This window comes from Microvirga sp. P4_G7 (assembly GCF_056401005.1).
The window spans coordinates 1-11,914 of the sequence record NZ_JBFUKD010000042.1 but is presented as its reverse complement, the minus strand read 5'-3'; the positions used below and the strand labels follow the sequence as shown (position 1 = coordinate 11,914).

12 protein-coding genes, 1 other RNA gene and 2 pseudogenes are annotated in these 11,914 nt (G+C 62.6%); 9 read left to right on the top strand and 6 right to left on the bottom strand.

Annotated elements, in window-relative coordinates; all coding sequences use genetic code 11:
- Window positions 1-1,370, top strand: a pseudogene (locus AC1DT3_RS04280) (hypothetical protein); the annotation flags it as partial.
- On the opposite strand, the gene AC1DT3_RS04275 reads toward AC1DT3_RS04280, so the two are convergent.
- The 5 genes from AC1DT3_RS04275 to ssrA all read right to left on the bottom strand — a co-directional run bounded on the left by AC1DT3_RS04275 (window position 1,330) and on the right by ssrA (window position 4,322).
- On the bottom strand, window positions 1,330-1,584 hold the full coding sequence (locus AC1DT3_RS04275) for a ribbon-helix-helix domain-containing protein (RefSeq protein ID WP_477464004.1): 255 nt from the start codon (window positions 1,582-1,584) through the stop codon (window positions 1,330-1,332). The pseudogene AC1DT3_RS04280 and the gene AC1DT3_RS04275 overlap by 41 nt on opposite strands.
- The gene (locus AC1DT3_RS04270) at window positions 1,581-1,769 is read right to left on the bottom strand and encodes a DUF4169 family protein (RefSeq protein ID WP_169850302.1); all 189 of its coding nucleotides are present in this window, start codon (window positions 1,767-1,769) and stop codon (window positions 1,581-1,583) included. Before AC1DT3_RS04270 ends, AC1DT3_RS04275 begins: the two co-directional genes overlap by 4 nt.
- A 14-nt stretch (window positions 1,770-1,783) precedes the next feature.
- Window positions 1,784-3,175 (bottom strand): class II fumarate hydratase, encoded by a 1,392-nt coding sequence (gene fumC / locus AC1DT3_RS04265; RefSeq protein ID WP_477464003.1) that lies wholly within the window; start codon window positions 3,173-3,175, stop codon window positions 1,784-1,786.
- A gap of 138 nt (window positions 3,176-3,313) precedes the next feature.
- Complete coding sequence (locus tag AC1DT3_RS04260; protein WP_477464002.1) at window positions 3,314-3,934, bottom strand: SspB family protein; 621 nt, start codon at window positions 3,932-3,934, stop codon at window positions 3,314-3,316.
- A gap of 21 nt (window positions 3,935-3,955) precedes the next feature.
- Window positions 3,956-4,322, bottom strand: a transfer-messenger RNA (tmRNA) gene (ssrA, locus tag AC1DT3_RS04255).
- 80 nt (window positions 4,323-4,402) lie between these two features.
- On the opposite strand from ssrA, the gene AC1DT3_RS04250 reads away from it, so the two are divergent.
- The 8 genes from AC1DT3_RS04250 to AC1DT3_RS04215 all read left to right on the top strand — a co-directional run bounded on the left by AC1DT3_RS04250 (window position 4,403) and on the right by AC1DT3_RS04215 (window position 10,627).
- Window positions 4,403-5,197 (top strand): thymidylate synthase, encoded by a 795-nt coding sequence (locus AC1DT3_RS04250; protein ID WP_477464001.1) that lies wholly within the window; start codon window positions 4,403-4,405, stop codon window positions 5,195-5,197.
- Between the two features lie 7 nt (window positions 5,198-5,204).
- A complete protein-coding gene (locus AC1DT3_RS04245; RefSeq protein ID WP_477464000.1) occupies window positions 5,205-5,504 on the top strand; it encodes a DUF2293 domain-containing protein in 300 nt (99 codons plus the stop codon).
- Between the two features lie 38 nt (window positions 5,505-5,542).
- Window positions 5,543-6,022 carry an N-acetyltransferase family protein gene (locus tag AC1DT3_RS04240; protein ID WP_477463999.1) on the top strand — a complete coding sequence of 160 codons (480 nt, stop codon included), beginning with the start codon at window positions 5,543-5,545 and terminating at the stop codon, window positions 6,020-6,022.
- Window positions 6,019-6,546, top strand: a complete 528-nt coding sequence (locus tag AC1DT3_RS04235) for a dihydrofolate reductase (protein WP_477463998.1) — start codon at window positions 6,019-6,021, stop codon at window positions 6,544-6,546. Before AC1DT3_RS04240 ends, AC1DT3_RS04235 begins: the two co-directional genes overlap by 4 nt.
- Window positions 6,547-6,665: 119 nt before the next feature.
- On the top strand, window positions 6,666-7,823 hold the full coding sequence (gene hflK, locus AC1DT3_RS04230; protein ID WP_477463997.1) for an FtsH protease activity modulator HflK: 1,158 nt from the start codon (window positions 6,666-6,668) through the stop codon (window positions 7,821-7,823).
- Window positions 7,820-8,734, top strand: a complete 915-nt coding sequence (hflC, locus tag AC1DT3_RS04225) for a protease modulator HflC (RefSeq protein ID WP_477463996.1) — start codon at window positions 7,820-7,822, stop codon at window positions 8,732-8,734. Before hflK ends, hflC begins: the two co-directional genes overlap by 4 nt.
- A 15-nt stretch (window positions 8,735-8,749) precedes the next feature.
- Window positions 8,750-8,941 (top strand): DUF2065 domain-containing protein, encoded by a 192-nt coding sequence (locus tag AC1DT3_RS04220; protein WP_477463995.1) that lies wholly within the window; start codon window positions 8,750-8,752, stop codon window positions 8,939-8,941.
- 162 nt (window positions 8,942-9,103) lie between these two features.
- The gene (locus AC1DT3_RS04215) at window positions 9,104-10,627 is read left to right on the top strand and encodes a DegQ family serine endoprotease (protein WP_477463994.1); all 1,524 of its coding nucleotides are present in this window, start codon (window positions 9,104-9,106) and stop codon (window positions 10,625-10,627) included.
- Window positions 10,628-10,753: 126 nt separating this feature from the next.
- Here AC1DT3_RS04215 and AC1DT3_RS04210 read toward each other — a convergent pair.
- Window positions 10,754-11,914, bottom strand: a pseudogene (locus AC1DT3_RS04210) (hypothetical protein); the annotation flags it as partial.

Sequence of the window (11,914 nt, the reverse complement as noted above, 5' to 3'; positions counted from 1 at the left end):
TCCTTCGTCTCCTCGGAGACGGCGCCGGCGTTTCCTCGCCCGTGCCGGCGAAGGCGCGTTTCACGCTCGGTCGCGAGCGCGATGCGACATTGCTCGATATCAGCGGCGACATCGCGGGAGAGAAAATACTGGGCCGCCTGTCGGCTCGCTCCCGCTCCGATGTCGGGGGCGAGGTGACGCTCCAACGGCTGTCGTTGCCGTGGCTCGTGACGGCTCTCAGCCTCAACGCAGCCGGCGACCAGAATGCGACGGCGATTTGGTCGACGGTGAGTTTCGGGCAAAGCTCGCGTCTTCTCACAGGCGGCAAGATCGCCTTCAAGGTCGCCGCTCTCGACCTGGGACGCGGGCTCGTCGCCAATCGGGCGAGCTTCTCCCTCAGTGCGACGCCCGACGGCATTTCGATCGACGGTTTCGATGCGGGGTTGGGCGATGGTGGTCGTCTGACAGGTTCGACCTCGATCTCCCGACAAGGCGCGCTTGCTTCGGTCGTCGGGGAGGGGACGCTGCGGGATGTTCCGTTGCAGGCCCTTGCGGGCAAGACGCCGTTCGAAGGGAAACTCACCGGTGGCCTCAAGTTCGGAAGCTCGGGGCAAAATCTTGCAGGCCTCGTCGCGAATTTGGGTGGCGCCGGCGATTGGCGCATTGCCAACCTGCGCATCCCGGCCGCTGATCCGACGGCGCTGGATCGCGTTTTGAAAAGGCTGTTGGTCGAGAACGAACCCCTGGCTGAGCAACGCTCCGAACTGCTGCTCGGCGAGGAACTCGGTCGCGGGGCGCTTTCGGCTCCCATCGTCACGACGTCTGCCGCTCTCGTCGGGGGACAATTGCGGTTGTCGCCCTTTGTGGTCGATACCCCCCGGGCCACTTGGCAGGGATCCGTATCCTACGATCTGAAAACGCTCGCGCTCGATGCCCGCGGCTCGTTGACAGCGAAGACGTCGCCGCCGGGCTGGACCGGTTCGCCACCCTTGATCGGTTTGAATTGGAAGGGCTCGCTGGCTGCTCCCACGCGCGAGATCGACGCCAGCCCATTCAGGAACGGAGTGGCTGCCATCGTTCTAAGGCGCGAACTCGAAAAGATCGAAGCCTTCGAGAAAGCGGCGGCGGAACGTCAACGGCAATTGCAGGCGCAGGAGGCCGAGCGCCAGCGGCTCAAGGCGGCGGAAGAAGCCGCAAAACAGGCGAAGCTGAAAGAGGAAGCCGATCGCGCGCGGATCGAAGCCGAGCGGCTTCAGAAGGAACAACAGAGACAACCGGCCGGGGACGCTCAGCCTCCCGCCGAAAATGTCTCACCGTTCACGATGCCGATGATGACACCGCCGGTGGAACTCAAGCCTCCGCCGTCGGTGAGGGGTAATTCTGGCGGCTGAGCTGATCGCGCAAAGTCTGCAGGACGAAGACGCGGATGGCCGACGAAAGATTCTGCTCGTCGCGCTCCTTGTCGATGCGTTGAACGAGCGCCTGGATCGAACAGGATTGTTTTTGAGCGATCTCTCGCAGCGCGTCCCAAAACGGTTCTTCCAACGAGACGCTGGTGCGGTGGCCGGCGATCGAGAGCGAACGCTTGACGATGCCGGTGCTCATGACGAACCGTCGTCGTCGCGTCGATGCCCGTCGAGTTTGCGCGCCTCGATCGCGCGCTTAGCATCGCTTAATTGTCGTTCTTCCTTGGTGCGACCGAACGCGACGCGGTTTTCGTCGGCGCGGGCTTCCTTGTCGGCCCGCGCCTTGCGTTTGCGCGCCTGGCGCAGATTGACGATCTGAGCCATCGCGTTTTTCCGCTTTATGGGGCGAGCATATCTTCGGGCCGGACGATGGCGTCGAATTGCTCCGCCGTCACCGCGCCCGATTTCACGGCCTCTTCCTTCAAGGTCGTGCCGTTCTTGTGCGCCGATTTGGCGATAGCTGCCGCCTTGTCGTATCCGATCGTCGGTGCAAGTGCCGTCACCAGCATCAGGGAGCGCTGCATCAATTCATTGATGCGGTCCGTATTCGCTTCGATGCCGACGACGCAATTGTCGGTGAAGCTCACGACGCCTTCTGCGATGAGGCGGATCGATTGCAAGACCGCATTCACGATCACCGGCTTGAAGACGTTGAGCTCGAAATGCCCCTGGCTGGCGGCGAAAGTCACCGTCGTCTGATTGCCGGCGACTTGAGCGCACAGCATCGTCAAGGCTTCTGCCTGGGTCGGGTTGACCTTGCCCGGCATGATCGACGAACCGGGCTCGTTCTCGGGGAGGGATATCTCGCCCAGGCCCGAGCGCGGGCCCGAGCCCATGAGGCGGATGTCGTTGGCGATCTTGAACAGGCCTGCGGCGATGCTCGCGAGGGCTCCCTGGGTGAACACGAGCGCATCGTGCGAGGCGAGAGCTTCGAACTTGTTCGGCGCTGATGTGAAGGGGAGAGCGGTCAATTCCTTCACCTTGGCCGCGAACGCTTCGGCGAACTTCGGATGGGCGTTGAGACCCGTGCCGACGGCCGTACCACCCTGCGCCAGGGCGTAGACGCCGGGGAGCGTCGCCTGGACACGGGCGATCCCGAGTTCGATCTGAGCGGCATAGCCGGAAAATTCCTGGCCGAGCGTCACGGGCGTGGCGTCCTGGAGATGGGTGCGGCCGATCTTGACGACGTCCTTGAACGCTTCTTCCTTTGCCCTCAGCGCCTTGAGAAGGTGCTTCAACGCCGGAAGGAGGCGATCGTTGATCTCGCGGGCGACCGCGATGTGCATGGCGGTCGGGAAGGAATCGTTGGAGGATTGCCCCCGATTGACGTGGTCGTTCGGATGGATCGGCTTCTTTGAGCCGCGTTCGCCGCCCATGCGCTCATTGGCGAGGTTCGAAAGCACCTCGTTCATGTTCATGTTGGATTGGGTGCCGGAGCCCGTCTGCCAGATCACGAGCGGAAATTCGTCGTCGAATTTTCCTTGGACGACGTCGGATGCCGCTGTCGAAATAGCGTCGGCCAGCTTCCCGTCGAGTTCGCCGAGGTCCTTGTTGGTCAGCGCCGCAGCCTGTTTGACGATGGCGAGGGCATGGACAAGCGGGATCGGAAGACGCTCACCACCGATGCGGAAATTCTGGATCGAGCGCTGCGTCTGAGCTCCCCAGAGTCGATCAGTGGGAACTTCGATGGGGCCGAAGGTATCGGTTTCGATGCGGGTGGAGGGCGACATCCTGACCTCTTTGAATGGGACTGGTGTTCTTAACCCAAACTTTCGCGCCCGCAACAAGCGAGGTCGTCATCGGCGACATGGAAGCTATGCCGACCGCTCGTGATCGCGCCCATTTCGGCGACCCGCCGGGGAGGCTTGTCAGTTTTTCTTGCGAAAAGCGTCCAGACTGACGACCTCGGCGCTCGCCGCATCGGTCTTCTCAGTCTTGCCGGACTTGTCCTCGACCGGATCGTTCGCCTCGGCGGGCGCGGGAACGTCCTTCTTTGCCTCATCCTTCTTGGCGGATGCCGCCGGGGTCTTCTTGGGCTGCTTCAGTTCCACGGGATCGGACGCGGCTCCTCGAATCGGAGCCGGGACCGGCGCGTTATCCGCCTCGTCCTCGCTTTCCTCGTCTTCGTCACCTTCCTGATCGAACTTGAGGCCGAACTGGACAGAGGGGTCGAAGAAGCCGGTCAGGGCGTCGAAGGGAATCAAGAGCCGCTCAGGCACGCCGGAGAACGACAGCCCGACCTCGAACGTGTGCTCGGTGATGATCAGATCCCAGAACTGATGCTGGAGAATGATCGTCATTTCCTGCGGATACTTTTCCCGCAGGCGATTCGACAGCCGCGCACCCGGGAAATCGGTCCGGAACGAAATGTAGAAATGATGGTCGCCGGGCAATCCGTCTTTGGCGGCGTCGACGAGAACCCTGCGTACGACTCCTTTAAGCGCATCCTGCACCAAAAGATCGTATCGTATCAGGTCTTTACCGGCCATGAGGGAGCCCTTGTGAGAAGAAGTGGAGGCTTCTGTTGCCAGGTGCCTCCGAACCCCGCCTAACGGTGCTAACCGTTAGGGCTTTGGATCGGCTTTAGGGACCGCTTACGCAGCCACTGCAACCGGAGCATAGTTGTCGTTGGCAACTATTGAATAGGCCCGATAACGGCGGAACCATGCCGAGCAAAAGTCTACCCTTTACGCCCTCGTCGATCCTATTTCGCCCCCGCCGAAACCCAAGCCACGCTTGGATTGTCTTGGATTTTGGTGGAGGCGCCGGGTACCGCCCCCGGGTCCGAAAGGTTTATTTCGATAGCCGTTTATCGCCATAGCCGACCTTGCGGCCGGCAGAGCTAATATAGGAAAAGCGGATCGATTTTGAAAGACCGGGGGACAAGTTGGCCGGGGATGACGCACCCCTTCTCACGCCGCCCGACGATTGCGATATGGTGTGTCGAGGAGCCAACCATGCACGCCTACCACGACCTGCTTCGCCGAATTCTCAAGGAAGGGGCTCGCAAAGAGGACCGCACGGGCACCGGAACGATCGCCGTTTTCGGGCATCAGATGCGATTCGATTTGCGCGACGGTTTTCCCCTCGTCACGACGAAAAAGCTCCACTTGCGGTCGATCATTCATGAATTGCTGTGGTTTCTGAAGGGTGACACCAACATCCGCTATCTCACCGAAAACCGGGTGACGATCTGGGACGAGTGGGCGGACGAAAACGGCGATCTCGGCCCCGTCTACGGCAAGCAATGGCGTTCCTGGCAGAAGCCCGACGGCGGCACAGTCGATCAGATTCAGTGGGTGCTCGACGAGATCCGCCGCAACCCGAATTCGCGCCGCCTCGTGGTCTCCGCCTGGAATCCCGCCGAGATCGACAAGATGGCGCTCGCGCCGTGCCATTGCCTGTTCCAGTTCTACGTCGCCGAGGGGCGGTTATCCTGCCAGCTTTACCAGCGCTCGGCCGACGTCTTCCTCGGCGTACCGTTCAATATCGCGTCCTATGCTCTCCTGACCCACATGATGGCGCAGGCGACGGGGCTGGACGTCGGCGATTTCGTGCACACTCTCGGCGACACGCACCTCTACCTCAACCATCTCGAGCAGGCCGAACTCCAGCTCACGCGCGAGCCGACGCCGCTCCCGACATTGCGGCTCAATCCGAATGTCAAATCGCTGTTCGATTTCACCTTCGACGATATCGCCATCGAGGGCTACGAGCCCCATCCCGTAATCAAGGCGCCGATTGCAGTCTGATCGCTCCATGAACCGGCGCGAGGCGATCGAGGGCGCGATCCGCGTCCTCGCCCCGCGCATTCCCGATCACGAGTTCGAATCCGTGACCGACCATGCTCTCCGCAGCCGCGGGCTGCACGGAGCGACGCCGGAAACGGCCGGGTGGCTGTCGCTCGTCGCCTATATCCGGCACGTCTTCACCGAATACGACAACCTGCTCGACGATGGCTACGACGTCGACAGCGCCCGCTTCTTCGTGCTCGACGACATCAATCGCATGCTCGGAGAATGGGGTTCGCCCCGCCGCGTCGCGGGTGAGGCCGATTGAGCTGGACAGGACCCGCAATCACCGCCAAATCAACGCTCATGACATTGTCCATTCGCCCCGCCGAACCGCGCGATTCCGCGCTGGTCTTCACCCTCGTTCGCGAGCTCGCCGAATACGAGCGGTTGGCGCATGAGGTGGACGCGACGGAAGACAGCATCGCCGAGGCGCTTTTCTCGCCCCGTCCGCGGGCCTTCGCCGAAATCGCGGAATGGGATGGCATACCGGCGGGGTTCGCGCTCTGGTTCTATAATTTCTCCACGTTTCGTGGCCGCCACGGCATCTATCTCGAGGACCTTTTCGTGCGTTCGGACTTTCGCGCCAAAGGGATYGGCAAAGCGTTGCTTCAGCATCTAGCGCAGCGCTGCGTGGCCGAAGGGTTGACGCGCCTCGAATGGTGGGTGCTCGATTGGAATGAGCCTGCCTTGCGATTCTATCGTTCGATCGGCGCCGCGCCGATGGACGAATGGACGGTTCAGCGGGTCACCGGTGACGCTTTGAAGAGGCTTGCTGAACAATGACGTTGCCTTTGACCATCGTCGTCGCCGTCGCCGATAACGGCGTGATCGGGGATGACAACCGCCTGTTGTGGCGCTTGAAGACCGACATGCGTCGGTTCAGGGAGCACACCCTGGGCAAACCCATGATCATGGGCCGCAAGACCTTCCAGTCGATCGGGAAACCTCTCCCCGGCCGCGAGACCGTGGTTCTGACGCGGGATCCCGCCTTCACGGCCGAGGGGGTCCATGTGGCGCGGAGCTGGCCCGAGGCCGTCGACAAGGCGTCCGATCTCGGCGCAAAGATGCAGGCCGATGCCATCGCGGTGGCTGGGGGAAGCGAGATCTACGCCCTTGCTCTCCCCCATGTGCGTGCCATTTACCTGACCGAGGTGCATACATCGCCGAAGGGGGACGCGCTGTTCCCGGCTTTTGAACGCGCGATTTTCCGGGAAACCGCCCGAACCGACCACCCGAAAGGCCCGGATGACGAACATTCGTTCACCTTTATCGACCTCGAACGGCGTTTCGGCGACGGCCAAGGTTGACGAAAGCTCCGGCAATCCCCACCTCGCAGCCTTGACAGGCGGTGATAACACAACACAAAACCGCCCTTCATCCCTCCGGCGTCTTCAGCCGGGCTTCTCACCAGGAGGAAAGGCACCCTATGCCTTGGAGTAACCAGAGCGGCGGCGGTGGTCCATGGGGCCAACGTGGCGGATCAGGGGGCGGTAAAAGCCCCTGGGGGTCGGGCCCACAGGACAACGGAACGCCGCCAGACCTGGAGGATATCCTCCGGCGCGGGCAGGATCGCCTGAGAGATTTCATTCCCGGCGGCGCTTTTGGCGGCGGCAAGGGAATCGCTCTGATCGTGCTGGCAGTCGTCGCGGTGTGGCTGCTCACGGGCTTCTATACGGTGCGGCCCAACGAAGTCGGCATCAACATGCTGTTCGGCAAGTTCACCGGTACCAGCGGCGAGGGCCTCCGATACAATTGGCCGTACCCGATCGGCCAGGTGCAGAAGCCGAACGTCACGAGCCAGGAGCGGATCGAAGTCGGCTATCGCTCGGCTCCGAACGCCCAGACCCGCAACCGGGATGTGCTCGAAGARAGCCTSATGCTGACCGGCGACGAGAACATCGTCGATATCGATTTCGACGTCGTCTACCAGGTCAATCCCGCGAAGCCGCAGGATTTCGTGTTCAATCTTCAAAACCCGCGCGGCACGATCAAGGCCGTAGCGGAAAGCGCCATGCGTGAAGTCATGGGTCGTCGGACCATCCAGGCGGTGCTCACGACCGAGCAGGCCAACGTCGCCCAGGAAGTCCGCCAGATCACCCAGGATGCGCTCGACAGCTATGGCGCGGGCGTTCTGATCAACGTCGTCCAGCTCCAGGCGGCCCAACCGCCGGCTGACGTCCGGCAGGCGTTCTTCGACGTCAACGCGGCGCAGCAGGATGCCGTTCGCGTGCAGAACGAGGCTGAAACCTTTGCCAGCCGCGTCGTTCCGGAGGCGCGCGGAGAGGCGTCCCGGACCATTCAGCAGGCCGAGGGCTATCGCGAACAATCCGTCGCGGACGCGAGCGGACAGGCGGCCCGCTTCAGCCAGGTCTACGAGGAGTACCGCAAGGCTCCGGAAATCATCCGCGAGCGGATCTTCCTCGAAACCATGGAGCGCATCTACGGCGAGACCCAGAAGGTCATCGTCGATCAGAACGGCCAGGGCGTCGTTCCCTTCCTGCCGCTGACCGAAATGCAGCGCCGCACCCCCGCGCCGGCTAATCCCGCCGCCGCGTCCCAGGGCCAACCGGGAGCAACGCGATGAGGAATCCCATGCTCCGCACCGGCGTCTTGATCGTCCTCGCCGTGGCCTTGATCGGGCTGTACAGCTCCGCCTTCATCGTCCAGCAGACCCAGTACGCCCTCGTGCTGCGCTTCGGCGCGGTGCAAGCGGATATCCGCGACCCGGGTCTCCACTTCAAGGTGCCCTTGATCGATGCCGTGACCTATTTCGACAAGCGGGTTCTCGATCTCGATCTTCCGGTACAGACGCTGCTGTCGGCCGACCGGCAGAACCTCGAGGTCGATGCATTCACGCGCTATCGCATCACCGATCCCCTCCGGTTCTATCAGGCGGTCAACAACATCACGTTGGCCAACCAGCGGCTGACCAGCTTCACCAACGCGGTGATGCGCAACGTCCTCGCCAGCGCCTCGCGCGATGCGATCGTGCGCACCGATCGCGGTGGGCTGATGAACCGCATCCAGGCCGAGGTGAACCGCCAGACGCAGAGCCTCGGCATCGAGATGATCGACGTCCGCCTGACGCGTGTGGATCTTCCGGCCGCCAACAGCCAGGCCGTCTACCAGCGCATGCGCACCGAGCGTGAGCGCGAGGCGGCGGACCTGCGGGCCAACGGTCAGCAGCGGGCCCAGACCATCCGGGCCAAGGCGGAACGCGAAGCGACGGTTATCCGTGCGGACGCCAATCGACGTTCGGAGGAATTGCGAGGCGCGGGCGATGCGGATAAAAATCGAATCCTGGCCGCCGCTTTTAGCAAGGATCCCGGCTTCTTCGCCTTCTATCGTTCGATGCAGGCATATGAAGCCGGCCTCAAATCGGGAGATACCCGCTTCGTGTTGAGTCCGACCTCAGACTTCTTCAGATTCTTCAACGATCCGTCGGGTCAGCGGGTAGGCGAAGGCGCGCCAGCGCCCTCCGCCCCAGTCCGCTAAGCTCTTTCGACAAGAATGCTGGACCTCATCGCAGCCCTCGGCCTCGCTCTCGCGGTCGAGGGCATTTTATTTGCCGCCTTCCCCGATGGCATGCGCCGCGCCATGTATGAGGCAGCCCACAGCCCCAGCGACCGCATGCGGATCGTGGGGATCGTCTCGGCGATCCTCGGCCTCGGTATCATCTGGGCCGTGCGTCAGTTTGGTTAGGTTCGCGCTTGCGCCGATCGAGCGATTTTCGTCCAGGAGAGGCGCGTTTCGTTCACTTTGGAGCGAGCCCCGCCGGGCGCCCCGCTTCCGCCTCAATCAGCGCTTGAATGACAGGGGGCATCGACAAATTATGTCTTACACCGTCCAGGAGAAGAACGTTCTATGACCCAAGTCATGACTGCTTTGACGCCTCCCCGGGTCGCGTCCGCGAAGCGATCGGCTGGCCGTTTGGCCGCATCCTGCTTCGCCGTGATCGCCCTGGTCGCGACGACGATGCCGTTTGCCGCACAAGCGCGCTCGGCGCCGGAATCCTTCGCCGATCTGGCGGAGGAAGTCACGGGCGCCGTGGTGAACATTTCGGCCTCCACCACCGTCGAGACCCGCAACCGGACGCTGCCGCAACTGCCGCCGGGCACCCCGTTCGAAGATCTCTTCGAGGAGTTCTTCAATCGTCGGGGGCAGGGCCAAGGACAGGGTGACAACGCCGCCCCGTCGCGCCCGCGCCGGTCCAACTCGCTGGGTTCCGGGTTCGTCATCGATTCGTCCGGTATCGTGGTGACGAACAACCACGTCATTGGCGATGCCAACGACATCAGCGTGATTTTCCCTGATGGGACCCGCATGAAGGCGGAGATCATCGGCAAGGATTCCAAGGTCGATCTGGCCGTCCTCAAGGTCAAGACGGACAAGCCCCTCAAGGCCGTCAAGTTCGGCGATTCCGATACGTTGCGCCCGGGCGATTGGGTGATGGCGATCGGCAATCCGTTCGGCCTCGGTGGCACGGTCACCGCCGGTATCGTTTCGGCCCGTGGCCGCAACATCGATTCCGGACCCTACGACAACTATATCCAGACCGACGCTGCCATCAACAAGGGCAATTCCGGCGGTCCGCTGTTCAACATGAACGGCGAGGTCATCGGCATCAACACAGCCATCCTGTCGCCCACGGGCGGCTCTGTCGGTATCGGCTTTGCCGTGCCGGCTTCGACCGCCGTTCCGGTCATCGATCAGCTTCGCCAGTTCGGCGAGACGCGTCGCGGCTGGCTCGGTGTGCGCATTCAGAGCGTGGACGATGCAACGGCGGAGGCCCTCAATCTCGGCAGCCCGCGCGGTGCGCTCATCGCTGGCGTCGACGACAGCGGTCCGGCAAAGCCCGGTGGTCTCGACGTGGGCGATGTGATCGTTCGCTTCGATGGCAAAGAGGTGAAGGATTCGCGTGATCTTCCGCGCGTCGTGTCGTCCACCCCCGTCGGCAAGACAGTCGACGTAGTGATCGTCCGCAAGGGCAAGGAAGAGACGAAGCGCGTCACCCTCGGACGTCTCGAGGACGGTGAGAAGCAGCAACAGGCGAACGCGCAGCAACCCTCGACGGATACGCCGACGGCGACGCGCCAAGCGCTCGGTCTCAGCCTCTCCTCCATCACCGACGAAACCCGCCGTCGCTTCAATCTGAAAGACGATCTGAAGGGCGTCGTGATCACGCGCGTCGATCCGAACTCGAATGCATCGGACAAGCGCATTCAGGCCGGCGAGGTGATTGTGGAAGTGGGTCAGGAGCCRGTGACGACGCCCGCCGACGTCACCAAACGCATCGAAGCCTTGAAGAGCGACGGACGCAAATCCGCGCTTCTCCTCGTGGCGAATGCCCAGGGCGAAGTCCGCTTCGTGGCGTTGTCGCTCGAATAGGCGATCGACCATCGACGATGAGAAAAGGCGGCCCGCGGGCCGCCTTTTTCATGTCGCATCGTGTGCGGGGTACCGATTGCTCTCGACCTTCGCAATGCTCTTGAAACGCGCGTTGCCGAACAGCGATCAGAAGATCACGAAATCCTTTGCGGACATCGAGCTGAGACCTCTGTTCAGGATGGCGACGAGAACGGCGTCTTTCACGCCGGCACCGTCGGCGTCGTAGTACAGTTTTCCGTCCTGGTCGTTGTAGATCATGCGATCGCTCGCATCATGTGCGGACGTTCCGATCCAGAACGCATCGTCCGCAAGGCCGCCTTTTCGTCCGGCTGCTTTGAAGACTGCCTTGTCGAGCCTCATCGTGTCGTGCTGCACCGAGAAGTCGGTAATCCGATCGACATTGCCGTTCCCCAGCTTGGTGGAGAAGACGAAACTGTCCTTGCCGGCGCCACCGGTCAGCGTGTCCTTCCCGCTACCGCCGAGAATGACGTCGTTGCCTTTGCCGCCGAAGAGCCGGTCGTTGCCGGCCCCGCCGTCGAGCGTGTCCTGGCCAGACCCTCCGGTCAGAATGTCGTTTCCGCGTCCGCCCGACAAATCGTCGTCGCCGGCGCCACCGATGATCGTATCGTTCTGGTTCGTGCCGGGAACGGTTTCCTCATTCACGTCGTCGACAGTGACGACAAACGACTTCGCGAAGCTTGCGCCGTGCGAATCCGTCACGAGCGCCGTGACCACATGCGTCCTGGCGGCTTCGTAGTCCAGGAGCGCGCTGTTCGCCACGACCAGCTGATCGTCGACGATCGCGAAGGCACCTCTATGCGGGCCGAGCAGCGTGTAGGCCAGTGGGTCGTTCGCGTCGGCATCCGCGCCGATCAGGATACCGACGACCGTGCCGTTCTCGCTGTTCTCGGCAACGCTGTCGTCCGAGAGGAGAAGATCGGTTGGAGCGCGGTTGTCCGACGGGGGTGGAGGAGGAGGCGGTGGTGGAGGATCTTCGGTCTCGGGCGCATCGAGGACGCGCACGGTGAACGTTTCGACACTCGACGCGCCATGAACATCCGTGACGCGCACCGTCACGTCATGGGTTGGATGCGTCTCGAAGTCGAGTCTTGCGCCGTCTTTGAGGCGGAGCATGTTGCCGTGAAGAACGAAGGGGCTCGTCTCATCGGAGAGGAGTTCGAAACGAACCGGGTCTCCCTCCGGATCGATGGCTGTAAGGAAGCCCGCGAACGCGTTCGGTCGGGCGTCCTCGCTGATGACGCCGTCGTTCAGAACGAGATCCCGCGG